The sequence below is a fragment of the Bradyrhizobium sp. genome, from assembly GCF_022844465.1.
Taxonomy (GTDB): Bacteria; Pseudomonadota; Alphaproteobacteria; order Rhizobiales; family Xanthobacteraceae; genus Bradyrhizobium.
In genome coordinates, this window is the sequence record NZ_JALHLP010000001.1 from 300448 (window position 1) to 323448 (window position 23001).

The window sequence follows — 23001 nt, forward strand, 5'->3', positions numbered from 1 at the left end:
TCATTCCTCATCGTCAGATGAATTGTCAGCGTCACACGCGAAAACGCCGTTGCCTCGGCCGGACCGAATAAAGTTGACTGGCGGTCCGAAGTCGGCCCCGTTTTCGCCGTAACAAGTTGTTTTCCCAACTCCGATAACGGACGCGAACAGCGCGTTGAAGGTTTCGACCGCGTCGGCGATCCGTCTCAGCGCTTTGGCTGCGTCTTCAGCGGCGTTGGCTGCGCGGTTTAGCCGGGCGTCAATCTGCATTTCGAGAAGTGCCTGTAGAGAAATGGTGTCATCGCCCTTGGCGGCGGTTGTCGTCATGGGTGTTGTGTCCTGTCTTGCGGGCTGGGCGTCGCGCGCCCGTGTCGTCGTGGTGTGTGCTGGCACGTCCCTGTCGACGTGGTGCACTCTCTAAATGAAATAAGTGAGCACCCTGAATGAACGGGGTGCGGGCAGGTCGTCTCCCCAAGCCGCGCGTGCGCAGTCTGGGTTCCTACCCGTGGGCTCCCCCTCGCGGGGACATAGCGCATCTCATGACACCGGGATCGAACCGGACGGTATGAGGGAGGCAGCCAAGTCGGTCCTGCGCTCGATTTCGCAGAGACGTGCCAACCCCTTTTCAGGTTGACGTGGACGCGGATTCGATGGGACAGGCCGCGCGCTGTTTTGAGAGATGCACGCCCGTCCGAGACGTGCCTGCATATACCTTATGGGATCGCCAGGCGCGAAAGTTGCAGAAGGAGCAAAATAATTGGATCGCCTGCACCGCGTGCCGCAAGTGACGAAGGTCGGCCGTAGTTGAAGATCGGTGCGGTAGGAGGTCGACGCGGCGCGGCGGTTGGGGCCGCCACGGGTGCCGTTGTGGGGCCCATCGCGACCGGCGTTTGCGAGGCCATTACTACTGGCGTCACGGCCGATGCTGAGTGCGTACGGGCGGAAGATCGCATCCCGTCGCTTCTCGCTACTGCCGATAAGCGATAGAGTTGTCGTTTGGGCTTTCAGCCCTCCAACCCCATCATGCGACCATCATGCGCCCCCGTGTCTACATAGACACGGGAACGGCGGCATGATTGATGGGAAATGATCATGCAAGCGATCATGACGGATCATGCGCCTTCAGACAAGATATTGATTTTTCTACATAATAATCATGCAACAATCATGCGGCAATCATGCGGGCTGCCGGGTTCCCATCATGCAAACGATCATGCGGGTGATCCGCCGCGCATGATTCGTCATGATGGGGAACTCGGCCTCTGAGGGACTCAAAGGCTCTCCGACAAACGGCGTTCTAGGCCCCCAGGGCAGGCTGACAGCAAAACGCCCGGCCGTTTTCCGACCGGGCGTCTAGAGCTATCAGGGCTTTCCGGCTGGCAGCCTATAAGCCGTCGACCGCTTATTCTCCCCGACGCGTACAAGCTCACCGGCTTCGACCAACTTCGCCAGCAGGCGCGAACAAATGGCCGGGTCCGTTATGTCCGGCAGTCCGCATTGCTTGCGGCGGTCATTCCAGAGCTTCAGCACGTCGCCCGCCTGCAACGCGATTCCGTCGACCGGATCGCCCGTGTTGCTCGCAATCATCTCAACCCGCTCGCGGATGACGCTGAGGATCGCCGCTGGCCGATCAGTCGGAGTGTCGGGCGGCGGCGGAACGTCCTGCCCGTCTGCCACGTCGTCGACATTCCACGACACGTCAGCCGTCCCGACAGCCACCACAACGCCGATATCCTCGCCGTCTTCATCCTTGCCGACGATGACCGGCTCAAGCTTGTAGCCGAAAGCGACCTTTCGCGGATCGCCGACTCGGAATTTCTGTGCTGACGCCTTGATGGTGCCCAGCCCGGTCTTCGTATCTCGCTTCAAAAGCACAACGCCGTCCGTGTTGCCTTGGAATGCGCCGTCGCCCCGCACCTCATCCCCCTGCTTGGTCGGGTGGTGCAACGCCGTGACGTTGGCCCCTGTCGCGTCGGCGATGCGCTGCATAGAGCTGACGAACAGGCTGCCGTGCTCGCGATCACTGCCGGGCAGGATAGCCTGACTGACGGTATCAATTATGATCATCGCGACCGGCAAGTCGAGTTTCTTTGCGGTGTCGTTAGCCAACTTGATAATGCGCTGTTCGTCCTTAGTTGCCTTGTCGCGCGAGTCGAAGAGTGAGCAGTTGCCCCTAAACAGAACGAAGCTATCTTCGAACTGAACGTCATTCCGGTTACGTTTGCACCACGCGCGAACACGGGATTGAACGTCGCGAGGGTTCTCCAACGCGGCGTACACTACGATTCCCTTCTCAACCTTTCGACCGCGCCACGGCAGGCCATGAGCGATGTGAAGCGCGATATCGAGATACACGGCCGTTTTGCCGGAGCCCCACAGACCGGCCGCTATGATGGTCGTGTTGAAGGCGATGAAGTGCTTTACGATCCATCGCGTGTAGGTTTCCGGCTCCGCCAGCAGATCGGTCAGACTGATATGATTAGCGCGCCTCGCCGTGTTACTCTCGGCCGGGTCTTCGTCGACGACGGCACCGAACGCCTCACCGGAGGACGGTTTGGATAGGCCTTGGTTCTTCAGCCACTCACGCGCGATCTGGCGATTGTCGTACTCGCCGGACTTCGGCTTTTCGTCTGTCCAAACGCCAGCGCCGGGCCAGTTAGAGAAGAACATAGACAGCGCAGGCGCCGGAATGCCGGGCCATTCCCGCATGATGTGGCGCGCACCCAGGAAGCGGTTGGCCGAGCAGTCGGGACCATAGTTCTCGTATAGCTCTTTGAACTCGGCATTCTCAGCCTTGAGCTGTTCGAGGTCGTAATTTCCGACATCGGGGTCGAAGTCGTTTTCGTGTTTCTCCCACTCAGCACCGTCCAACGAGTTGATGACCTCGCGCTCTTTCGAGGGCGCGACGTTTTCGGCGTCGTTGTACTCACTTTGCTCGCCGATCAGCTCAGCTACATGGTCCGGCAGCTCGGGTAGCTTGCCCTGCGTGTACGCTTGCAGGAACGCGATCAAGTCTTTGCGCGTGCCGTATGCCTTGCCATCCTCGCGGATTGAGCCAGGGCTGACATACTGGCCATTCTTGCCGCGCACGTCGCAGCCGTAGCTCTTCTTGAGCGCGCCTGCCGCATTGGTGAACTTGCCTTCGGGGTCCTTGAAAATGTAGTGCAAGCCGCCGCTCTGTGTAGGCACGACGACGCACCCTTCGGGTAGACCGTGCTCTTCAAAGTGCTTGCCGATCAGCTCGGGGCCGTTGTCCTTCGAGTCGGCGTCGATCACGACGAGCTTGCTCGGGCCGCAAGCAATCGACCACACGCAATCCTGGTGGCCCTTGAACATCTTTCTGAGAACCTCAGGGTCCTTAGTCGCGCCCACATGAATCGGGGGCTTACCGTTCTCGGCCTCGAACGCTTCGATGGCTGCTTCGCGCTCTTCGGGCGTGATCTCGGTGTCAATCTTATTGAAACGCGGAATCAACGGCGTCTTTCCCGACGACGGAAAGATATAGAGGCCTGTCTTAATCAGGAGTTTCGCGTGTTCCAGATTCGTGAGTCGGCGGGCCTTCGTGTTGTCTACCGGCAACGCAATGACGTTAGATTTGCTCACTTCGATGCCTCAAACTCAAACGTCGCCTCATCAACCCCAGCGGCCATGAACGTCATGGCGATGGTCTGGCGGTGTATGTCCTCAATCACGACGGCGTTGGTCGCTGGATCGAAGCTGGCGGGAACGATAAGCGTAAAGGTTTGATCGGCACCACGGATGATCGCTGTGGCCGTACCGTTTTGTATTACGGTCATGACTAGATGCCTCCAGAGACGGCCACGAGCTGCGCGCGCCCGCGCCGCAAATGGGATTTGACTGTGTTGAGCGGGAGGCCGAACCGCTCGGCCAGCGCTTCCATAGTCTCGCCGTTGATTGAACGTCTCAGCATGGCAGCGATGAGCGGATTCAACTTCTTGGTTATTGCCGCAAAAACGGCGCGCTCGATTTTCCTGTCATCGGGTTTGCAGTCCGCCTCGATGTGATCGGCGTAATTGGGCCGATCCGTGAACTCAATTCGGCTTTTAAAGATTGGCTTGCCGTCACGGTCGTTATCGACCTTGACGAGATCGCGTTTCACGGTCGCCCAGCGGGTGCGCTTCGCGATCACCTTCAACCACGCGATCATACACGAACCACGTTCGAAGCCTTGCTGACCCTTGATGGCGTGGTGCATGGTGTCCTGTAGCAGGTCGTCTGCGTCGTCGTGATTGCCGCCGCAAAGATGGAGAGCATATCGGCGGAGCGCAGGCCTAGCGGCGAGCAAGTCGCCCATGAAGGTATCAGTAGGATGGTTCGTCTCGCGCGCGGGCTCCGCGCGCTGATGGTTGCTGGACATTTTTGGCCCCAAGGTTGTTTCGTAGCGCGGTCTCGTCCGCGATGGTGCGCGTTTGCCGGGACTGCGGGGTGTGCTGTTTGAATGGTGAGAGAGTTGAGCCGCGCTTATGCTGCGGCAATGCCTTCAGCGGCGATGCGTCGAATGTATCGAAGCGGCCACTTGCTCGCCCGGCCGATCTTCGTCGGCTTTTCGATCCGACCATCCGCAATGAATTTGTAGAGCGTCGAGACGCCTGTATCGAGCGCGGCTGCGAATACATGCACGTCCGCTAGCTTGTCCTGGGCGGCCGGATCGTTGAAGTCAGGCGGCAAAGAGACGTGCGGACGTTTGCAGCGGGCGGGCGTAGTTGTGACTTGGATAGTCTTGGGCATAGCGTGCGTCCCTCTGAAAGGAATGAGTGGTTTGGTTCAGAGGAATCGCCCCCGCCGAACGGGGCCTGTAACGTCAGCGTGCGAGCTGGTAGCAACCCGCTTGCGCGGGTCCGAGGCGGGCAGCCCCCGATAGGCGAGAAGAGTACGCTGAGACTCCGTCTCGCCTGCGCGCCGCTACGTTCCGTTCGCGGGCCGCTTGATAAGTAAATGCCGAAAGATTCTTTCCGTTTCGCGCCTTCCCGCGTCTTCCGTTTAATTATCAAATCGAGGGGTCAATTTTCAACTACTGGAAAGAGGTATTTCGTAATTTATCCGGGTTAAATTGCCCCCCCCCGGTTTGGAGGCCTTTCGAACAACATTCAGGTTGTAATATGTCTGTACGCACCCGTACAAAGCAATAAAGTTACGATGCCAGGTATTGAAACATTAAGCCGGAATCAGCATTGTTTATGCGGGCTATGCCCCGAGGTCACCGTGTGTGGCCGACCCCGCTTCGGCGGGGTTTCTATTTTCTGGGGTCTGCGCGGCTTCATCAAAGCAGTAGTACTTCGTACCGAGGCTCGGCCAATCCGCCTCGGGCAGTCGACATTCGATCAACTTCCCGTCTGATTTGAGCCGCTCGTAGGGTCGGCAATCCGGGTTGTATCCACCCATGCACATTGGCCAGAGGAAGAGGTCAGCAAGCTGCGCCATCGGATGCGATTTCATCTTTGGGGCAAATTCGAGCAGGGTTTCGGAAAACTCCCCAGGTGAAAGAGGTCGGTATTTCTCTGAGGTGTTCGGATCAAATGGCGGACCGATTTTCTTTAGGTCCTCGTAGTAACTCTTCAACACGCGATCTTCAGGTTTATTGCAACGCTCTGGCAACACGCGGAGGCGACAGTTCTGAGCCCTTGCGAATTTCGCAGCACGTTCGACACTGATTGTGAAGGCACTCTTGCAAAGCGACCAACGTTGCCTCCCGTATTTCTCTCGGTACCGGGCATTGTAGCCGGGCCTATCAATAACGCAGGCCAGCCCGACCACCGGCGTCGCGTTCATCAGCTGGTAGAGGTCCTCGTAGAAAATATCCTTGTCGCGTTGCGGCCGTCGCTCCAGCCACAAAAAGCTCTTTGTCCTTGCTCTAACCTCTACCGAGTGGATCGGATCAGTAAGGCCCCACTTTCGGCAGAATGCTTCGTGCATGTCACGGGCGATTTCTTCGTCGTCTTTTCTGACGAGGACGCCGCCGAGCGCAAACCAATCGTAGTTGTGCTTTGCTCGCTTGCCCGGCTCGTGATCAGGATGACGCGTCCCGGAATCATCCATGTAAAAATTGACGAAATCGGACATGGCCCTTATCGCCGAGGCGGATGTTTCCCCAGCGTTTCCCTGACTAGGATTCTGATATTTTGACTTCCGGCTAAGTCTTTGATTTATTTGGTCGGAGCGAGAGGATTTGAACCTCCGACCCCTAGTCTCCCAGACTAGTGCGCTAACCGGGCTGCGCCACGCTCCGATGCCGTTCCATTAGCTGCGATCAAGGGCCGGCGCAAGGCGGCGATCCCGCTGATCGAGCCCGGCGAGAGCCCGGTTCCCGGCCCTCAGCCTTCCTTCAGCGCGCTGTCCAGCAATTGCCGGCAGGCAACCAGTTCCTGCAGCACCCGTTCGAGTCGTTCGCGGTCGGGTCCGGCGACCGGACCGGGTTTGGCCTTGGCCAACGGCAGCAGGATGCCGTCCTCGTCGGTATCGACAAAGCGGTAGTCGATCTCCTTTTCCTCGCCATCGGTCTCGAAGTCCTCGTCATCGACATCGACGGTCGGCGTCTCGCCCTCCTCGGGCTCCTGCAGGCTGAGACCGATCGCCTCCTCGACCGCGCCGAAGCTGACGGCCGAGGTCTGGTCGGCGAGACCCTGCACCGACTTGATGCCGTGCTCCTTGAGGATCCGCTGCACGCCGCGAATGGTGTAGCCCTCGCCATAGAGCAGGCGACGGATACCTCTGAGCAGATCGACATCGTCCGGACGGTAGTAGCGCCGCCCGCCGCTGCGCTTCATCGGCTTGATCTGGGCGAACCGCGTCTCCCAGAACCGCAGCACGTGCTGGGGAATGTCGAGTTCCTCCGCGACTTCGCTGATCGTGCGGAACGCATCCGGCGCCTTGTCCAAATGCTCGCTCCTTCTCATCCAGTTGGTGAAGACGATTTACGCGGGCACGCTGGAATCAACTCGGGTCGTTCTATTCAGGCTCGATCTTGCCGTTGCCCGGCGCATGGCCGTTGATCCGCTGCTTCAGGATCGCGGAAGGCTTGAACACCATCACCCGACGCGGCGAGATCGGCACCTCGGTTCCGGTCTTCGGGTTGCGTCCGATACGCTGACCCTTCTTGCGCACCATGAACGAGCCGAACGACGACAGCTTCACCGTCTCGCCCTTCTCCAGGCAATCGGTGATTTCTTTCAAGACAAGTTCGACGAACGCCGACGACTCCGTCCGCGACAGGCCCACCTTCTGGTAGACCGCCTCGCACAAATCGACGCGTGTGACTGTTTTTCCGGTCCCGGTCATCGCCTGCCCCGCACTGTCGGCGAACAATTTATTCCCTGAAATTATGAGGTTAGCAGGCAATGGTCAACAGCGACCATCATGCATGGGCATGAAACAGGCCTACAATTTTCGCCGGTATTTTCGTGCTGCGCTACCAGCGAACGAGCGCGGAGCCCCAGGTGAAGCCGCCGCCCATGGCTTCGAACAGCACCAGATCGCCCTTCTTCACCCGTCCATCCCTCACCGCGACCGCCAACGCGAGCGGAATCGAGGCGGCCGACGTATTGCCGTGCAAATCGACCGTCAGCACCACCTTCTGCGGTGCAATATGCAGCTTGTGCGCCGAAGCATCGATGATCCGCTTGTTGGCCTGATGCGGGATGAACCAGTCGATATCCTCGGCCGTCGCGCCGGTGGCCTCGAATGCATCGACGATCACGTCGGTGATCATGCCGACCGCGTGCTTGAACACCTCGCGGCCTTCCATCCGCAGATGCCCCACGGTCTGGGTCGTGGACGGGCCGCCATCGACATAGAGCTTCGCCTTGTGCCGGCCGTCGGAACGCAGATGCGTCGTCAGCACTCCGCGGTCGGAAGGCGCGCCTGGCTGATCCTGCGCCTCCAGCACGACGGCGCCGGCGCCATCACCGAACAGCACGCAGGTGCCGCGGTCGTTCCAGTCGAGAATGCGCGAAAAGGTCTCGGCGCCGATCACCAGCGCGCGCTTGCTGGTGCCGGCGCGAAGGAAATTATCCGCGGTTGCGAGCGCGAACACGAAACCGGAGCACACGGCCTGCAGATCGAAGGCGGCGCCGTGATGGATACCGAGCCCGTTCTGCACGGCGACGGCGGTTGCCGGAAAAGTATTGTCCGGCGTCGAGGTCGCCAGCACGATCAGGTCGATCGCCTGCGCCTCGATACCGGCGTGTTCCAGTGCCGCGCGCGCGGCGTTGATCGCCAGATGCGAGGTGTATTCACCTTCGGCGGCGATGTGGCGCTGCCGGATGCCGGTGCGTTGCACGATCCACTCGTCCGAAGTATCCAGTCGAGTCGCCAGTTCGGCATTGGTGAGCACTTTTTGCGGCAGATAGGAGCCGCAGCCCAGCACGACCGAACGTTTCGCAGTCACGTGACAGCCTCCTGCGCGGTCTGCGCCTGAGCCAGCGCACTGCCGTCGCGATTGAGCATCTGATTGATCTTGGTGAGGAGATCGCAGCGGACCATCTCATAGCCAACATCGACCGCATAGGCAAAGCCTTCAGCACTGGTTCCGCCATGGCTCTTCACAACCACGCCTTTCAGCCCGAGCAGCACACCACCATTGGATTTATTGGGATCGAGCTTCTCGCGCAGCGCCTTGAACGCGCTGCGGGCGAACAGATAGCCGATCCGCGAAAGCCAGCTGCTGGCCATGGCGTTGCGCAGGAAGTCGGCCATCTGGCGCGCGGTCCCTTCGGCAGCCTTCAGCGCGATGTTGCCGCTGAAACCTTCCGACACGATCACGTCGGCAGCACCGAGGCCGATCCCGTCGCCCTCGACGAACCCGATATAGTCGAGTTCCGGCAGGTTCATCGCGCGCAGCTGTTCCGCAGCCTTGCGGATTTCCTCGCCACCCTTGACCTCCTCGACCCCGATATTGAGCAACCCGACGGTCGGACGCTTGAGGCCAAACAGCACGCTCGCCATCGCGCTACCCATGACCGCCAGCGACACCAGATGGTGGGCGTCGCCGCCGATGCTGGCGCCGAGGTCGAGCACGACGGAATCGCCTCGTGCCGTGGGCCAGACGCCGGCGATGGCCGGGCGATCGATCCCGGACATCGTGTGCAGATGGAAGCGCGCCATCGCCATCAGGGCGCCGGTATTGCCTGCGGAAACCGCGACATGGGCCTCGCCTTTTTTCACGGCATCGATCGCAAGCCACATCGACGAACTCTTGCGGCCGCGGCGCAGCGCCTGGCTCGGCTTCTCGTGCATGCTGACGGTGACGTCGGTGTGGACCACGCGCGAGGCGGCCTTCAGCGCCGGATATTTGGCAAGCTGCTCGTCGATCAGCTTGCTGTCGCCATACATCAGAAATTCAGAGTCGGGATGCCGCTTCAAGGCAATCGCGGCGCCGGGAATGACGACCGAGGCGCCGACATCGCCACCCATGGCGTCAAGCGCAATTCGAACCTTTTGAGGCATGAACGTCCCGGAAACCTGATCTCTTGCGGCCCTCGAAGAGCCCGGCCGCGTACTGGAAAGGCACCGCTGAAGACAGTGCTCGGCAAAACACAACGCTGCGTCTCCGCCGGGCCGCGACAATAGCCTGTCCCCGTCCCGACACAACCTCTTGACCACGGTCTTTTGCGGGTCGAACCGCACGCCGCGCGAAATCGCGGAGGATATTAGACCATACGAGTCAGAGTCTTATACACGATTCCCGGTGAGACATTAGAACCACATCAGCCGGAATTCGTCGTCGGCATCGATTTTCGCCCTGCAATCACTTGCCTTTGGGCTTCTTTGCGCCGGTTTTCTTGGGCCGGACCTTGAGCGCCTTTAGCGCGGCAAACGGGTGATCCTCGGGATCGGGGGCTTCGACCAACGGCTGGAAAACCGCGTTGGGCTTGCGCGGATAGGGATCCACCCCAAGGTACAGTGCGTCGGTCGCCAGCCTGCCGAGGTCGATGGCGCCGTTCTCGATCGGCTCCGGCGGGTCGGGCGTCTGGCCATCGCCCTGCGATGCCTCATCGACCAGCGTGGCCATTTGCGGAATTTGCTCCGGCGGCGCAAACACCAGATCGATCGGTTCGTCGATGTCGGTCTCCATCGGCTCCAGCGTCACAACGCAGGTCTGCGCGATCCGCGCGCGCACGCGACCGCCGACATGGAAACGGCCGCCGCCCTTCGGCGTTACGTCAAACGAAGCTTCCACCGAACGCACCGCGCGCAGGCCGCCGACCTCGGCCACCGCATCGCACACCGCTTGACCGGCCACGATGTCGCGATGCAGCCCCGTCTCCGGCACCTGCGCCACCGCAATGGGGACCCGCCACGGGTCCGGCTTATCTGGCGTGACCGTCTTGCTCATGGCCGCATACCCGCGTTTTTCGGCACGGGAAATCTGCCCGAACCGCCCAACAGCGTCGCCTCGTCGAGCCGGTCCAATGCCACCATCGCTTCCTCGGCATAGGCCGCAAGCCGGCGCGCCTTTTCAATATTCGCACCATTGAGGACATTCTTGCAGAGCGCCTGCGCCAGCGCCTCCCCGCCCTCGGTGAGCGCGAGGTCGTAGGCCGCGGTGCGGCCATAGAAGGCCTCGCCGAAGGCCTGCATCCGCTTCGGAACGGTGAGGTCACCGACGCCCATCTCGCGGAGATTGTCGTCCATATCGTTGCAGAAATGGTCGAACAGCGCCTGCGACAGCGCCGCGCCGTCAGCGACCGATTTCAGCCGTCGCAGCACCAGCCATAGATGCAGCAAAATCAGGTCGAAACGGCCGTTAACCGTGTCGGGAACTCCAAACGCCCGATAAAACAGCGGTTCTCGCGCTTGCGTCACGATCATGCCATAGATGGCCTCGATGGTGCCGCGCATCGGCGTCTGGGGTTTCCTGAAGTGGTTGAACGGCCAGAGCATTATGGGTTCCACAAGCGAGCTTTGAGGGTTTCCGTGAGAGGCGCCCGCCGCTGTTGCAATCCTGTGTGCTGCCCGGTACGTCAAGCCACCGCGCGATGCAAGAGGACGGGCGAATTTCCAGAATGACCGCGACGAGCAACCCTGACGCAGGTGTCCCCTTGCGGCGCCGCCTGATCGCACGCTGGCGCGGTTTCAAGGCGGCGGCGGCCGCAGTACTGGTCTGCGCGGCGCTCGGCGGCTGCACCGGCGAGCAGTTCCAGAAGGGCTACATCCTGCCGCCGAACGCACTGGAGCAGATTCCGATCGGCGCCAGCCAGGACCAGGTTCTGATCGTGATGGGCACGCCCTCGACGGTCGCCACCCTGAGCGGCGAGGTGTTCTACTACATCTCGCAGCGCTCCGAGCGCAAAGTCGCCTTCATGAACCAGCAGGTGGTCGATCAGCGCGTGATTGCGATCTATTTCGACAAGAACCGCCAGGTGCAGCGGCTCGCCAATTACGGGTTGCAGGACGGCAAGATCTTCGATTTCATCAGCCGCACCACGCCGACGTCAGGCCAGGAACTCAGCTACCTGACGCCGCTGTTCAAGCTGCTCAGCTTTAACTAGCGTTTAGCCCTTTTCCGCAAAACGGAAAACCTGCGCCAAGTCGTCCGCTTGCCCTGCGGGCGCGTGCTGCCTACGGTCTCTGGCCAAGAAACCACCAAACAAGGAGCGAACTCGTGACCATCAGAATCCTTTCTCGACGCCGAGTGTTGACCGGCGCCGCAGCCGTTTCAGCCGCGGCCATCCTGCCACGGTCGAGCCTCGGCGCCGACTGGCGGCCGACCGAGACCGTCCGGCTGATCGTGCCGGCCGCACCCGGAGGCAGCACCGATGTGATGGGTCGGCTGCTGGCGGCGCATCTGCAGAGCGCCTGGGGCCAGTCCGCGGTTGTGGAGAACCGCTCCGGCGGCGGCGGCACCATCGGCGCCGCCGAAGTCGTACGCGCCAAGGCTGACGGCCACGTCATCCTGGTCGGCAATCCCGGCCCCAACGCGATCGCCTACAGCATCTTCCGCAACATGACCTACAAGTCCGACCAGCTGCAGCCGGTCAGCAACATGATCCGGATTCCGAACATCGTGTCGGCGCATCCCTCCACCGGCATCAAGACGATCGGGGAGTTGATCGCCTACATCAAGGCCAATCCGGACAAGCTGACCTACGCCTCCTCCGGCGTCGGACAGAGCCCCCACCTCACCGCCGCCTGGTTCCTGCAACTCACCGGCTTGAAGATGGTGCATGTGCCGTTCCGCGGCGCCGGTCCGGCGCTGCAGGCGGCGCTGGCTGGCGATATCCAGATCCTGTTCGACAACCTCTACCCGACGCTGCCGCAGACGGAAGCAGGCAAGCTCACCGCGCTCGCCGTCACCACGCCCCAGCGCAGCGCATTGGCGCCCAACGTCCCGACGATGCGGGAGAGCGCGCCCGAACTGGCGAAGTTCGACGTCTCGTCCTGGTTCGGCATATTCCTGCCGAAGGCCGCCCCCACTCCTGTCGTGGAGGCGCTGAACAAGGAGATCAAGGCGATGCTGGCGCGCGACGACATCAAGAGCACCATCGCCAAGATGGGCGCGACCGCTGACTGGACAACGCCGCAGCAGTTTTCCGAGTTCGTGCAGGCGGAGACGACAAAATTCGCCACCATCATCAAGCAGGAAGGCCTGCAGATGGACGTGAACTGAGGGTCTCCGTCATTGCGAGAAAAATCCACTCTATCCACTTGCGTTGAGATGGATTGCTTCCGCCTTCGCTCTTTGAGCTACGGCGGACCAGTCGCTCCGCTCGCAATGACGGTGTGAGTCCAGCCAACTCCGAAACAAAAACCCCGCGGCTTTCACCGCGGGGTTTTCGTTTGATCGGGCTTGCGCCGCTCAGTGCGCCAGAATCGCCAGCAGCAACAGCGCCACGATGTTGGTGATCTTGATCATCGGGTTGACGGCGGGGCCGGCCGTATCCTTGTAGGGATCGCCGACGGTATCGCCGGTCACCGCCGCCTTGTGCGCGTCGGAGCCCTTGCCGCCATAGTGACCGTCCTCGATGTACTTCTTGGCGTTGTCCCAGGCGCCGCCGCCCGAGGTCATCGAAATCGCGACGAACAGGCCGGTCACGATCACGCCGAGCAGCATCGCGCCGACGGCGGAGAACGCCGCCGATTTGCCGGCCGCACCGCCGCCTGCGATCGCGTAGATCGCGAAGTAGACGAAGATCGGCGACAGCACCGGCAACAGCGACGGAATGATCATTTCCTTGATCGCCGCCTTGGTCAGCAGGTCGACGGCCTTGCCGTAGTCCGGCTTGTCGGTGCCCTTCATGATACCGGGCTTTTCGCGGAACTGGCGTCGCACTTCCTCGACGATCGCGCCGGCCGCACGTCCCACCGCGGTCATGCCCATCGCGCCGAACAGATACGGCAGCAGGCCCCCGAACAGCAGTCCAACAACGACATAGGGGTTGTTGAGCGAGAAGTCTGGCAGCACGCCCTGGAAGTACGGATACTTCGCGGCGTTGGCGATGAAAAACTTGAGGTCCTCATTGTAGGCCGCAAACAGCACCAGCGCGCCGAGACCGGCCGAACCGATCGCGTAGCCCTTGGTGACCGCCTTGGTGGTGTTGCCGACCGCGTCGAGCGCGTCGGTGGCCTTTCGGACTTCCTTGGGCAGGCCGGCCATTTCGGCGATGCCGCCGGCGTTGTCGGTGACCGGACCAAAGGCGTCGAGGGCGACGATCATGCCCGCCAACGCCAGCATCGTCGTGGTGGCGATTGCAATTCCGAACAGGCCGGCAAGGCTGTGGGTAACGAGGATGCCGGCGATGATGACGATCGCGGGCATCGCGGTCGATTCCATCGAGATCGCCAGGCCCTGGATCACATTGGTGCCATGGCCCGTGACCGACGAGGCCGCGATCGATTTCACGGGACGATAGTCGGTGCCGGTGTAGTATTCGGTGATCCAGATGATCAGGCCGGTGACGACAAGGCCGACGACGCCGCATTCGAATAACGCGAGGCCGGTGTACTTCACGCCCGCCAGCGGGCCGAAACCGATCAGCCAGTGGATCACGAAAGCGACGCCGACAAGCGACAGCACGCCGGTCGCGATCAGGCCCTTGTACAGCGCCCCCATGATCGACTGGCTGGCGCCGAGCTTGACGAAGAACGTGCCGGCGATCGAGGTGAGGATGCAGACGCCGCCGATGGCAAGCGGCAAGGTCATCATCGGCACCAGCAGCGGCGAGGTCGCGAAGAAAATCGCGGCCAGGACCATGGTGGCGACCGCGGTCACCGCATAGGTCTCGAACAGGTCGGCCGCCATGCCGGCACAGTCGCCGACGTTGTCGCCGACATTGTCGGCGATGGTCGCCGGGTTGCGCGGATCGTCCTCGGGAATCCCGGCTTCGACCTTGCCGACGAGATCGCCGCCGACGTCCGCACCCTTGGTGAAGATGCCGCCGCCGAGCCGGGCAAATATCGAGATCAGCGAGGCGCCAAAGCCCAGCGCCACCAGCGCATCGATGACGACGCGGTCGTTGGCCCTGAGGCCCAGGAACTGGGTTAGGTAGGCGAAGTAGATGGTGACGCCGAGCAGCGCGAGGCCCGCGACCAGCATGCCGGTGATGGCGCCCGCCTTGAAGGCGAGTTCAAGACCGCCGGCCAGCGAAACCGTGGCGGCCTGCGCGGTACGCACGTTGGCGCGAACCGAGACGTTCATGCCGATGAAGCCGGCGGCGCCCGACAGCACCGCGCCGACCAGGAAGCCAACCGCGACAAGCATGCCAAGGAAGTAGGCCAGCAGCGCGAAAATCACGATGCCGACGATGGCGATCGTCATGTACTGGCGCTTGAGATAGGCCTGCGCGCCCTCAGCGATCGCAGCCGCGATCTCCTGCATGCGCGGATTTCCAGCGTCGGCCTTCATGACCGACGACGTCGCCCAGATGGCGTAAACGATCGAAAGCGCTCCGCAGAGCACAATCACCCATAATGCTGTCATAGAAGTTGCCTCAAATGCTGTGTCCGCCCCACGCCATCCCCGCGAACGCGGCAGGCGCATAGGAGGCCTTCCCTGCCCAGAAGGGCGGCCTCAAATCGGCGGGACCATGCCAAAATCATCTCCCCGGCGCAACGCTGCGGAGGCCGAAAACCGTCGATTCTTGAAAAGGAGTCACCGCTAAAGCGCGCCAGTCACCAGGCTCGGCAAGTGATGCCGGGGTCCAGATAACAAGAACCCGCCCAACCCCTTCGGGATCAAGCGGGCTCACCAGCCATTCCAGTACATCCGTGAAACGACCGTTTCGGGCCTTAGACGAGCGACAGGTTTTCAGCGCTCACCTTGCCCCGCATCGAATCGGTCTTCAGCTCGTACTGAACCTTCTGGCCTTCGGCCAATCCGCCGAGACCGGCGCGCTCGACGGCGGAGATGTGCACGAACACATCCTTGCTGCCGTCGCTCGGCTCAATAAAACCGAAACCCTTTTGACCATTGAACCACTTCACTGTTCCGGTAGCCATTTTATCTTCTCCAAAGCACCCAGGCTTTCATTCCGCGCGGCGATCGCGCGGATTCAAATCCAATCTCGACGATGTCTTTGGAAGAAGCCCCAAGGAGCGCGTTCAAAAAGGCACGACGGCAATCGAATGGATTTCTTCTACAGGTTTCCCGCGAAATTACAATGCGCGGCGGCCGGTAACAGCCGGCACCGTTAACGGGCTGCCTTCAGAAATGGCTGTAAGACAGCCGTTCAAACACAATTTCCTTGCCCTGCGCGTCGATGAACCGGGGAGCCATGACTCCCGCGATCACCGTTCCAATGGAACTCACGGCGACCCCGGAACGCCGTGCCGCCTGCGCAAACGCCTCGACGCGATCTTCCGGCACAACGCACAGGATTTCGTAGTCATCGCCGCCGGCGATCAATGTCTCCAGCCCGACCACGCCCCGCGCCACGAGATCGCGCGCCGCATCCGACAGCGGGATCGAGGCCAAATCGATCACGGCGGATACGCCGGACACTCCGCACAGCTTTGTCAGGTCTCCGGCGAGGCCATCGGACACATCCATCGCCGCGTTGGCAAAGCCCCGAACGATTTCCGCCATCGCCACGCGCGGCTGCGGCACGCGATAGCGCCCGACCAGTGCCGCACGCGCCGCCAAATCGGTTGCCGCGGCATGAACCTTGCCGCCGCCGAGAATGGCAAGTCCCAGCGCGGCATCGCCGACCGTGCCGGTCACCATCACGCGTTCGCCGGGCCGGGCGCCGCTGCGATGAACCATCTTGCCCGGTGGCACACGGCCGAATGCCGTGACCGAGACCATCAGCGGGCCCGGCGTCGAAACCGTATCGCCGCCCAGCAGCGGACAGTTGAACTGCGTGGCATCCTCGCCAAGCGCCGCCGCAAACGGCTTCAGCCAGGCATCGTCGACGCCCCGGAGCGCCAACGTCAGCACGAAACCCGCCGGCGCGGCGCCCTTGGCCGCGAGATCCGAGAGGTTCACCCTGAGCGCCTTGCGCGCGACCGTATCGGGGGGATCGTCGGGCAGGAAATGGACGCCTTCGACGATCGCGTCCGTCGTCACCACGACGTCCTCGCCATTCGACTTCAAGGCAGCGGCGTCGTCGTCGAGACCGAAGGCGCCTGGATCGGTCGCAAGCGGCCGGAAATAGCGCGCGATCAGCGCATCCTCACCGGAAGCTGGCCGGCCGCTAGCCACGGGTGAACTCGTCGGCGCGGAACTGGCGCGCGATCTGGTCGAGCACGGCGTTCACCATGCCGGTCTCCTCCTTTTCGACAAAGGCGTGGGCGACATCGACATATTCGGACACGACGACGCGGCCCGGCACGTCCTTGCGGTGCTCGAGCTCGTAGGATCCGGCCCGCAGCACCGCGCGCAGGATCGCGTCGATCCGCTTTAACGGCCAGCCCCGCTGCAGCGCATCGTCGATCAGAGGATCGAGCCTGGCTTGATCACGCACCACGCCCGACACCACGTCGCGGAAGAACGCAGCTTCGGCGGGCAGGTATTTTTCGCCCTCGACCTCGTTGCCGAGCCAGTGGCTCTCGAACTCGGCGAAGATGTCGTTGATCCCGGTGCCTCCGATGTCCATCTGGTACAGTGCCTGTACCGCCGCGAGCCGCGCCGCACCACGCCGGTTGGCCTTCTTGTCGGGGCCTTTTGCCGGCTTCCTGCCGTCTGCCATCATCGGGCCTTTGTCAGCCGGCGCTTGATCCGAAGCATCGCCAGCGCGGCGCGAGCGGCATCGCCACCCTTGTTCAACTCGCTGGCGCGCGCCCTCGCCCAGGCCTGCGCCTCGGTATTGACGGTGATGATGCCGTTGCCCAGCGGGAAGCCCCTGTTGACCGCAAGGTCCATCAGCGCGCGCGAGGATTCCATCGAGACGATCTCGAAGTGGATGGTGTCGCCGCGCACCACGCAGCCGAGCGCGATCGCGGCGTCATAGGGTTTGCCGCCCTGCGCGGCGGCATCGAGCGCCATCGCGATCGCAGCCGGGATCTCCAGCGCGCCGGGGACCGTGATGACGTCATGCGTCACGCCGGCAACCTTGAGCTCGGCGACCGCGCCTTCCATCAGCGCATCCTGGATGTCGTCATAAAAGCGCGCCTCGACGATCAGCGCGCGCGCGCCTGAAATATCGGTCTGGTCCTTCAGCGGCGCCCGCCGTGCGTCGGCCATCGTTCAATCCGTTTCACTCTGGAACTGGCGCGTTATGTAGTCGCCTCGGGTCGCTAAGCCAAGCACGAACTCGATAGCCGTCATTCCGGGATGGTCCGAAAGGACCAGACCTCAGGGGTGCCAATTGCACCCCCGGGGAATCTCGAGATTCTCAGGTGCGCCACTGCGCACCATAGTTCGATGCTAACGCATCGCCCCGGAATGACGGCTGCGCCGTCACTTCATTTCCGACAGCCGCGCGGCGTAGCGGGCCATCAGGTCGGCCTCGATATTGACCTCGCTGCCCGCGCGCCAGCCACCCAGCGTGGTCACGCTCAGCGTATGGGGGATGATCAGCACCGTAAACACCATTTCGGCCACCGTGTTTACCGTCAACGACACGCCATCCAGCGTGACCGAGCCTTTGGCGGCGATGAAGCGCGCCAGCTCACGGGCGGTACGCAATTCGAACCGCGCCATGCCGGGCAGATCGTCGCGCTTGACGATGGTGGCGATGCCGTCGGCATGGCCGGCCACGATGTGGCCGCCGAGCTCGTCGCCGATCTTCAGCGCGCGTTCGAGGTTGAGTTTGGTTCCCTTGCCCCAGTGCCTGGCCGTGGTCATGCCGAGCGTCTCGGCGGCGGCATCGACATCGAACCAGGTCTTGCCCCCATCGATCCCGGAGGCGACGACGGTCAGGCACACGCCGTTGCAGGCGATCGAAGCGCCGTCGGCGATGGTCGCCCGGTCGTAGCGGCAGGCGATCCGCATGCGGTGCAACTGGCCCTGCGCGGTGGGCGTCAGGGAGATGATCTCGCCGATATCGGTGACTATGCCGGTAAACATCACGCGCGCTCGTAGATGGTAAGGGTGTCCTTATCCAGGACTTGGCTAGCACGTGTCCTGAAGGCGGGCGACCCGGTGAGAGCCGACAGCGGCAATGCGTCCAGCGCGGGAATGCCGTCCGGCCCGACGGTATCAGCACCACGCAGCAGCCAGACTTCGTCAACCAGATCGGCGGCGACAAACGACGCGGCGACCCGCGAGCCGCCCTCGACCATCAGCCGGGTAATGCCCTTGTCGGACAGCGCACGCAGCACTGCCGGGAGGTTCAGCCCCGGCGCGGAGACCGGCGCGGCCACGCGCACCACCTGCGCGCCGGCGGCGCCCAGTTTCATCGCCGCCGGGGCCTCGGCGAGATCCGAGGTCATCACCCATAGCGGCGTGTCGCGGGCGGAATGGACGAGCTTGCTGGTGCCGGGCAGGCGCAAGGCGCGATCCAGCACCACCCGCACCGGCGAACGCGCCGCCATGCCCGGCAGGCGGCAGGTGAGCGCCGGGTCGTCCGCCAGCACGGTGCCGATGCCGACCAGGATGGCGTCGCACTGCGCGCGTAACAGATGGACCCGCGCCCGGGCGGCCTCGCCCGTGATCACGACGGGCTTGCGGCCGGCGGCGCCGATCTTGCCGTCGGCGGACACCGCGAGCTTGAGGATCACATGCGGGCGCTTGTCGCGCACGCGGCAGAAATGTCCGGCGTGATCGCGGGCGGCCTCCGCAGCACCAAGGCCGACATCCACGATGATGCCGGCGGCGCGCAACCTGGCATGCCCCTGCCCGGCAATCTCGGGGTTAGGATCCTCGATCGCCGACACCACGCGCGAAATGCCTGATGCAATCACGGCATCGACGCAGGGTGGCGATTTACCGACATGCGAACAGGGCTCCAGCGTCACATAGAGCGTGGCACCGCGCGCGGCCTCCCCGGCGCGCCCGAGCGCTTCGGGTTCGGCATGGGGGCGACCGCCGGCCTGCGTCCATCCTCTTCCGACGATGACGCCGTCCTTGACGACGACGGCGCCGACGGCCGGGTTCGGCCAGGTGCGGCCCAGCCCGCGCCGGCCGAGCGTGAGCGCAAGCTGCATGAATCGCTGGTCGGCCGCCTTGGCCTCCCTGGATTTCTCCGCGTACTGGTCCTCCAGAATACGGAAGATCATTTGCGTAACGCGGCGACCCGTGCGTCGTCTTCGCCGGAGAGTTCGCCGAGCACCGTCTCGAAATCCTTGGCCTCGCGGAAATTGCGATAGACGGAGGCGAAGCGAACATAGGCGACGTCGTCGAGCTGGCGCAGATGCTCCATCACGATTTCGCCGATCGCCTCCGAGGAAACCTCGGCCTCGCCGCCGCTCTCAAGCTCGCGAACGATTGCGGAAACCATCTTCTCGACCCGCTCAGGATCGACCGGCCGCTTGCGCAAGGAGATCTGCAGCGAACGGACCAGCTTGTCGCGGTCGAACGGCACCCGACGACCGTTGCGCTTGATCACCGTCAGTTCGCGCAACTGCACCCGCTCGAAAGTCGTAAAGCGGAAGTTGCAGGCGACGCACACCCGCCGCCGCCGGATCACGGCGGAATCCTCGGTTGGACGCGAGTCCTTCACCTGCGTATCGAGGCTGTTGCAGCTGGGACATCGCATTCAACGGAACCTTTACTGATAAATCGGGAAGCGATCGGTGAGAGCCTTGACGCGCTCCTTGATGGCCAGTTCCACCAGCGGCGCCTTGCCGTCGGGCGACTGCGCCAGCGCGTTGAGCACCTCGGCGATCATGCCGCCGACCTGCTTGAACTCGGCCACGCCGAAGCCGCGCGTGGTCGCCGCCGGCGTGCCGAGACGCAGGCCTGAGGTGACGAACGGCTTTTCGGGATCGAAGGGAATACCGTTCTTGTTGCAGGTGATCGCCGCGCGCACCAAGGCCTTTTCGGACACGTTGCCCTTGAGGCCCTTGGGCCGGAGATCGACCAGCATCAGATGGTTGTCGGTGCCGCCGGAGACAATGTCGAAGCCGTGGCCGCGCAGCGTTTCCGCCAGAGCCCTGGCGTTTTCGACGACGTTCTTCGCGTAGATCTTGAAGTCCGGGCGCAGCGCCTCGGCAAACGCGACCGCCTTGGCGGCGATGACGTGCATCAACGGGCCGCCCTGCAGCCCCGGGAAGATCGCCGAATTCAGCTTCTTGGCGAGTGCTTCGTCGTTGCACAGGATCAGGCCGCCGCGCGGACCGCGCAGCGACTTATGGGTCGTGGTGGTCGTGACATGCGCATGCGGCACCGGCGAAGCGTGGACGCCGCCGGCGACGAGGCCGGCGAAATGCGCCATGTCGACCATGAGATAAGCGCCGATGCTGTCTGCGATCTCGCGGAAGCGCTTGAAATCCCAGGGGCGCGAATAGGCCGATCCACCGGCGATGATAAGCTTTGGACGCACCTGCTCGGCCTGCTTGGCCACCGCGTCCATGTCGATGATCTGGTCCTCGCGCCGCACCGTGTAGTGCGAGGCCTTGAACCATTTGCCGGACAGGTTGACGGGCGAACCATGGGTGAGATGGCCGCCGGCGGCGAGATCGAGCCCCATGAAGGTGTCGCCAGGCTGCAGCAGCGCCAGGAACACCGCCTGGTTCATCTGGCTGCCCGAATTGGGCTGGACATTGGCAAAGCCGGCGCCGAACAGCTTCTTGGCGCGCTCGATTGCCAGCGTCTCGGCGACATCAACCCATTCGCAGCCGCCGTAGTAGCGGGCGCCCGGATACCCTTCCGCATACTTGTTGGTCATCACCGAGCCCTGCGCTTCAAGCACGGCGCGGCTGACGATGTTTTCGGAGGCGATCAGCTCGACCTCGTGGCGCTGGCGGCCGAGCTCGCCCCGGATCGCCGCGGCGATTTCGGGATCGGCCTCGGCAAGGGTGGCCGTGAAGAACGAGTCGGGCGCGGAAGCGGTCTTGGCGCTGGAGGGCGAGGAGGTCATTGGGCGAAATATCTCCACCGCCGCAGGCCCTTAGGGGCGGAGCGGTCGGTCACGTGTGACGGTCGAAGAAGCACCTGCGGGATACCATATCGGCCGGAATTGGCCAAGCGCTTGCGGTATCCGGCTGATATTTATGCAAGATATGGTGGGGAGCGGCCCGGCCCCATCGGCTGTCGCCCCCGGGCCTTGAGCCGGGGCCCCGATCCTCTGTCATTCCGGGGCGATGCGAAGCATCGAACCCGGAATCTCCAGATTCCGGGTTCGCTTCGCGCCCCGGAATGACGGCCTTCCCCTCACGCAAACCTATACGCTCCGCCCTTCTCGATCGAGCGCTGGAACGCCGGCCGCGCGTGCAGGCGACCAAGCCAGCCCGCGAGGTTCGGATACGGGCCGAGCTTGTCGAACACTTTCGCCATCTCGCCGACAAAGCTCATCTGGATGTCGGCCCCGGTCAGCGACGGCCCGACCAGGAAGTCGCGGCCCGCCAGCGCACCATCGACGAAGCCCAGGTGGTTGGCGAGTTCGCTGTCGATGCGCGGATGCAGCGGCGCACCCGCCTCCTTCAACCGGCTGACATAGAGGTTCAGCATCAGCGGCAGCATCGCCGAGCCCTCGGCATAATGCAGCCATTCGTTGTAGGCCTCATAGTCGGCGCTTCCGGGCGCGGGCATCATCGCGCCCTTGCCGTAGCGGCGGATCACGTAATCGACGATCGCCCCGGATTCCGCGATTCTGACCTTGCCGTCGGCAATCACCGGCGACTTGCCGAGCGGGTGAACCTTCTTGAGCTCCGGCGGCGCCAGCCGCGTGGTGGCGTCGCGCTGATAGCGTTTCAGCTCATAAGGCGTTCCGAGCTCCTCCAGCAGCCACAGAATGCGCTGCGAGCGGGAGTCGTTGAGGTGATGAAGGGTGAGCATGGGTTTCCTCTTGAGTTTCCGTTGGCGCGAGGTGGTTCGCTTGGCATCTTCAATCCAGAATCAGGCGGCCGACCGGATCGGCGCGACCGCTCCCGCCCGCGACCACCACGATCTCGCCGCTCGCCGGCTGAATGCCCGTCAGCGCCTGGATGTTCGCGCCATGCGTCACAACAAGCAGGTTTCCGCGCCCGGTCCACTTGCCAATCAGCGCGCGAGCGCCCGCGGTGAGGCCCTCCCTTTGATCGCTCAGCACGACCACATTGCCAAATGTCGCTTCGGTTTCGACAGGTCCAAGATTTAGGAGCGTAGCCGTGTCCACGCAGCGACACCACGGCGAACTCGCGATCCTCTCGAACGCGATGCCCTCCGATTTGAGCCGCGCGCCGATTCTTGAAGCGTCCGCCCTCCCCTTTGCGCTGAGGTTGCGCTGGGTGGCGCAGTCGTCGATGCGGAACCCAGGCGGATCGCCGAAGCCACCCGGCGCATCGGCGTGGCGCATCAGGGCGACATGACCTCCCGCCCGCAACGCCTTCAACGCATCGGCGGCAGCATGGGTGATCCCCGACAAAGCGAAAAAGCCGACAAGGGCGGTCAGGATGGCCAATCTTAGGTGCTGCATGACGGCGACCTTGTCGCAAACAGACAATCAGACGGCCGGCGCTCAGCCACAGCACAAGCGAGGCGAGCGCGGT

General features: G+C 62.9%; 26 protein-coding genes and 1 tRNA gene. 3 read left to right on the forward strand and 24 right to left on the reverse strand.

What is annotated here, in order from left to right; genetic code table 11:
- Nucleotides 1-306: a hypothetical protein gene (locus tag Q0D31_RS01505; protein ID WP_291843106.1), complete on the reverse strand. Its 306-nt coding sequence runs from the start codon at nucleotides 304-306 to the stop codon at nucleotides 1-3.
- A 765-nt stretch (nucleotides 307-1071) separates the two neighbouring features.
- On the opposite strand from Q0D31_RS01505, the gene Q0D31_RS01510 reads away from it, so the two are divergent.
- Nucleotides 1072-1245: a hypothetical protein gene (locus Q0D31_RS01510; protein ID WP_291843115.1), complete on the forward strand. Its 174-nt coding sequence runs from the start codon at nucleotides 1072-1074 to the stop codon at nucleotides 1243-1245.
- A 96-nt stretch (nucleotides 1246-1341) separates the two neighbouring features.
- Here the strand turns inward: Q0D31_RS01510 and Q0D31_RS01515 are convergent, their stop codons facing one another.
- From Q0D31_RS01515 to Q0D31_RS01570, 12 genes are all read right to left on the reverse strand, one after another.
- A complete protein-coding gene (locus tag Q0D31_RS01515) occupies nucleotides 1342-3582 on the reverse strand; it encodes an AAA family ATPase (RefSeq protein ID WP_291843125.1) in 2241 nt (746 codons plus the stop codon).
- Entirely contained in the window at nucleotides 3579-3776 is a 198-nt protein-coding gene (locus Q0D31_RS01520; RefSeq protein ID WP_291843134.1) for a hypothetical protein, read from the reverse strand. The genes Q0D31_RS01515 and Q0D31_RS01520 overlap by 4 nt, the downstream gene beginning before the upstream one ends.
- A gap of 2 nt (nucleotides 3777-3778) precedes the next feature.
- Nucleotides 3779-4357: a sigma factor gene (locus tag Q0D31_RS01525; protein WP_291843160.1), complete on the reverse strand. Its 579-nt coding sequence runs from the start codon at nucleotides 4355-4357 to the stop codon at nucleotides 3779-3781.
- A 104-nt stretch (nucleotides 4358-4461) separates the two neighbouring features.
- The gene (locus Q0D31_RS01530) at nucleotides 4462-4728 is read right to left on the reverse strand and encodes a hypothetical protein (protein ID WP_291843171.1); all 267 of its coding nucleotides are present in this window, start codon (nucleotides 4726-4728) and stop codon (nucleotides 4462-4464) included.
- 456 nt (nucleotides 4729-5184) lie between these two features.
- Nucleotides 5185-6060: a DUF3800 domain-containing protein gene (locus Q0D31_RS01535; protein WP_291843180.1), complete on the reverse strand. Its 876-nt coding sequence runs from the start codon at nucleotides 6058-6060 to the stop codon at nucleotides 5185-5187.
- Nucleotides 6061-6148: 88 nt separating this feature from the next.
- A tRNA-Pro gene (locus Q0D31_RS01540) sits at nucleotides 6149-6226 on the reverse strand.
- An 85-nt stretch (nucleotides 6227-6311) separates the two neighbouring features.
- Nucleotides 6312-6875, reverse strand: a complete 564-nt coding sequence (locus Q0D31_RS01545) for a MerR family transcriptional regulator (protein WP_291843190.1) — start codon at nucleotides 6873-6875, stop codon at nucleotides 6312-6314.
- A gap of 70 nt (nucleotides 6876-6945) precedes the next feature.
- Complete coding sequence (locus tag Q0D31_RS01550) at nucleotides 6946-7275, reverse strand: integration host factor subunit alpha (protein ID WP_291843198.1); 330 nt, start codon at nucleotides 7273-7275, stop codon at nucleotides 6946-6948.
- Between the two features lie 130 nt (nucleotides 7276-7405).
- On the reverse strand, nucleotides 7406-8383 hold the full coding sequence (locus tag Q0D31_RS01555) for a beta-ketoacyl-ACP synthase III (RefSeq protein WP_291843208.1): 978 nt from the start codon (nucleotides 8381-8383) through the stop codon (nucleotides 7406-7408).
- Nucleotides 8380-9441: a phosphate acyltransferase PlsX gene (gene plsX / locus Q0D31_RS01560; protein ID WP_291843231.1), complete on the reverse strand. Its 1062-nt coding sequence runs from the start codon at nucleotides 9439-9441 to the stop codon at nucleotides 8380-8382. The genes Q0D31_RS01555 and plsX overlap by 4 nt, the downstream gene beginning before the upstream one ends.
- 301 nt (nucleotides 9442-9742) lie before the next feature.
- On the reverse strand, nucleotides 9743-10330 hold the full coding sequence (locus Q0D31_RS01565; RefSeq protein WP_291843240.1) for a DUF177 domain-containing protein: 588 nt from the start codon (nucleotides 10328-10330) through the stop codon (nucleotides 9743-9745).
- Entirely contained in the window at nucleotides 10327-10878 is a 552-nt protein-coding gene (locus tag Q0D31_RS01570; RefSeq protein WP_291843249.1) for a ubiquinol-cytochrome C chaperone family protein, read from the reverse strand. Before Q0D31_RS01570 ends, Q0D31_RS01565 begins: the two co-directional genes overlap by 4 nt.
- Before the next feature lie 122 nt (nucleotides 10879-11000).
- Here Q0D31_RS01570 and bamE point away from each other — a divergent pair, with 122 nt between their 5' ends.
- Together bamE and Q0D31_RS01580 are read left to right on the forward strand one after the other, a co-directional pair.
- Nucleotides 11001-11486, forward strand: coding sequence for an outer membrane protein assembly factor BamE (gene bamE / locus Q0D31_RS01575; protein WP_291843259.1), 486 nt, complete (start codon nucleotides 11001-11003; stop codon nucleotides 11484-11486).
- 113 nt (nucleotides 11487-11599) lie between these two features.
- A complete protein-coding gene (locus Q0D31_RS01580; protein WP_291843268.1) occupies nucleotides 11600-12604 on the forward strand; it encodes a tripartite tricarboxylate transporter substrate binding protein in 1005 nt (334 codons plus the stop codon).
- A 189-nt stretch (nucleotides 12605-12793) separates the two neighbouring features.
- On the opposite strand, the gene Q0D31_RS01585 is transcribed toward Q0D31_RS01580, so the two are convergent.
- The 11 genes from Q0D31_RS01585 to Q0D31_RS01635 all read right to left on the reverse strand — a co-directional run bounded on the left by Q0D31_RS01585 (nucleotide 12794) and on the right by Q0D31_RS01635 (nucleotide 22913).
- Nucleotides 12794-14914 carry a sodium-translocating pyrophosphatase gene (locus Q0D31_RS01585; protein WP_291843275.1) on the reverse strand — a complete coding sequence of 707 codons (2121 nt, stop codon included), beginning with the start codon at nucleotides 14912-14914 and terminating at the stop codon, nucleotides 12794-12796.
- 308 nt (nucleotides 14915-15222) lie between these two features.
- Nucleotides 15223-15432 carry a cold-shock protein gene (locus Q0D31_RS01590; RefSeq protein ID WP_291843301.1) on the reverse strand — a complete coding sequence of 70 codons (210 nt, stop codon included), beginning with the start codon at nucleotides 15430-15432 and terminating at the stop codon, nucleotides 15223-15225.
- Between the two features lie 205 nt (nucleotides 15433-15637).
- A complete protein-coding gene (gene thiL / locus Q0D31_RS01595; RefSeq protein WP_291843310.1) occupies nucleotides 15638-16633 on the reverse strand; it encodes a thiamine-phosphate kinase in 996 nt (331 codons plus the stop codon).
- Nucleotides 16626-17120 carry a transcription antitermination factor NusB gene (gene nusB, locus Q0D31_RS01600; protein WP_291843318.1) on the reverse strand — a complete coding sequence of 165 codons (495 nt, stop codon included), beginning with the start codon at nucleotides 17118-17120 and terminating at the stop codon, nucleotides 16626-16628. Before nusB ends, thiL begins: the two co-directional genes overlap by 8 nt.
- The gene (ribH, locus tag Q0D31_RS01605; RefSeq protein WP_291843328.1) at nucleotides 17120-17614 is read right to left on the reverse strand and encodes a 6,7-dimethyl-8-ribityllumazine synthase; all 495 of its coding nucleotides are present in this window, start codon (nucleotides 17612-17614) and stop codon (nucleotides 17120-17122) included. Before ribH ends, nusB begins: the two co-directional genes overlap by 1 nt.
- Before the next feature lie 216 nt (nucleotides 17615-17830).
- Complete coding sequence (locus Q0D31_RS01610) at nucleotides 17831-18439, reverse strand: riboflavin synthase (RefSeq protein ID WP_291843333.1); 609 nt, start codon at nucleotides 18437-18439, stop codon at nucleotides 17831-17833.
- Nucleotides 18439-19590, reverse strand: coding sequence for a bifunctional diaminohydroxyphosphoribosylaminopyrimidine deaminase/5-amino-6-(5-phosphoribosylamino)uracil reductase RibD (gene ribD / locus Q0D31_RS01615; protein ID WP_291843340.1), 1152 nt, complete (start codon nucleotides 19588-19590; stop codon nucleotides 18439-18441). The genes Q0D31_RS01610 and ribD overlap by 1 nt, the downstream gene beginning before the upstream one ends.
- Nucleotides 19587-20069 (reverse strand): transcriptional regulator NrdR, encoded by a 483-nt coding sequence (gene nrdR / locus Q0D31_RS01620; protein ID WP_291843349.1) that lies wholly within the window; start codon nucleotides 20067-20069, stop codon nucleotides 19587-19589. The genes ribD and nrdR overlap by 4 nt, the downstream gene beginning before the upstream one ends.
- Nucleotides 20070-20081: 12 nt before the next feature.
- Complete coding sequence (glyA, locus tag Q0D31_RS01625) at nucleotides 20082-21392, reverse strand: serine hydroxymethyltransferase (RefSeq protein ID WP_291843370.1); 1311 nt, start codon at nucleotides 21390-21392, stop codon at nucleotides 20082-20084.
- 293 nt (nucleotides 21393-21685) lie between these two features.
- Nucleotides 21686-22309, reverse strand: a complete 624-nt coding sequence (locus Q0D31_RS01630; protein WP_291843378.1) for a glutathione S-transferase — start codon at nucleotides 22307-22309, stop codon at nucleotides 21686-21688.
- Between the two features lie 49 nt (nucleotides 22310-22358).
- On the reverse strand, nucleotides 22359-22913 hold the full coding sequence (locus Q0D31_RS01635) for a histidine phosphatase family protein (RefSeq protein ID WP_291843387.1): 555 nt from the start codon (nucleotides 22911-22913) through the stop codon (nucleotides 22359-22361).
- Nucleotides 22914-23001 lie beyond the last annotated feature (88 nt).

What these genes read in the sequence shown, in the direction of transcription:
- Q0D31_RS01505 (WP_291843106.1), bottom strand. Translation starts at nt 306, where the DNA reads ATGACGACAACCGCCGCCAAGGGCGATGACACCATTTCTCTACAGGCA.
- Q0D31_RS01510 (WP_291843115.1), top strand. Translation starts at nt 1,072, where the DNA reads ATGCAAGCGATCATGACGGATCATGCGCCTTCAGACAAGATATTGATT.
- Q0D31_RS01520 (WP_291843134.1), bottom strand. Translation starts at nt 3,776, where the DNA reads ATGACCGTAATACAAAACGGTACGGCCACAGCGATCATCCGTGGTGCC.
- Q0D31_RS01525 (WP_291843160.1), bottom strand. Translation starts at nt 4,357, where the DNA reads ATGTCCAGCAACCATCAGCGCGCGGAGCCCGCGCGCGAGACGAACCAT.
- Q0D31_RS01530 (WP_291843171.1), bottom strand. Translation starts at nt 4,728, where the DNA reads ATGCCCAAGACTATCCAAGTCACAACTACGCCCGCCCGCTGCAAACGT.
- Q0D31_RS01535 (WP_291843180.1), bottom strand. Translation starts at nt 6,060, where the DNA reads ATGTCCGATTTCGTCAATTTTTACATGGATGATTCCGGGACGCGTCAT.
- Q0D31_RS01550 (WP_291843198.1), bottom strand. Translation starts at nt 7,275, where the DNA reads ATGACCGGGACCGGAAAAACAGTCACACGCGTCGATTTGTGCGAGGCG.
- plsX (WP_291843231.1), bottom strand. Translation starts at nt 9,441, where the DNA reads ATGCCTCAAAAGGTTCGAATTGCGCTTGACGCCATGGGTGGCGATGTC.
- Q0D31_RS01565 (WP_291843240.1), bottom strand. Translation starts at nt 10,330, where the DNA reads ATGAGCAAGACGGTCACGCCAGATAAGCCGGACCCGTGGCGGGTCCCC.
- Q0D31_RS01570 (WP_291843249.1), bottom strand. Translation starts at nt 10,878, where the DNA reads ATGCTCTGGCCGTTCAACCACTTCAGGAAACCCCAGACGCCGATGCGC.
- bamE (WP_291843259.1), top strand. Translation starts at nt 11,001, where the DNA reads ATGACCGCGACGAGCAACCCTGACGCAGGTGTCCCCTTGCGGCGCCGC.
- Q0D31_RS01585 (WP_291843275.1), bottom strand. Translation starts at nt 14,914, where the DNA reads ATGACAGCATTATGGGTGATTGTGCTCTGCGGAGCGCTTTCGATCGTT.
- Q0D31_RS01590 (WP_291843301.1), bottom strand. Translation starts at nt 15,432, where the DNA reads ATGGCTACCGGAACAGTGAAGTGGTTCAATGGTCAAAAGGGTTTCGGT.
- nusB (WP_291843318.1), bottom strand. Translation starts at nt 17,120, where the DNA reads ATGGCAGACGGCAGGAAGCCGGCAAAAGGCCCCGACAAGAAGGCCAAC.
- ribH (WP_291843328.1), bottom strand. Translation starts at nt 17,614, where the DNA reads ATGGCCGACGCACGGCGGGCGCCGCTGAAGGACCAGACCGATATTTCA.
- Q0D31_RS01610 (WP_291843333.1), bottom strand. Translation starts at nt 18,439, where the DNA reads ATGTTTACCGGCATAGTCACCGATATCGGCGAGATCATCTCCCTGACG.
- ribD (WP_291843340.1), bottom strand. Translation starts at nt 19,590, where the DNA reads ATGATCTTCCGTATTCTGGAGGACCAGTACGCGGAGAAATCCAGGGAG.
- nrdR (WP_291843349.1), bottom strand. Translation starts at nt 20,069, where the DNA reads ATGCGATGTCCCAGCTGCAACAGCCTCGATACGCAGGTGAAGGACTCG.
- glyA (WP_291843370.1), bottom strand. Translation starts at nt 21,392, where the DNA reads ATGACCTCCTCGCCCTCCAGCGCCAAGACCGCTTCCGCGCCCGACTCG.
- Q0D31_RS01630 (WP_291843378.1), bottom strand. Translation starts at nt 22,309, where the DNA reads ATGCTCACCCTTCATCACCTCAACGACTCCCGCTCGCAGCGCATTCTG.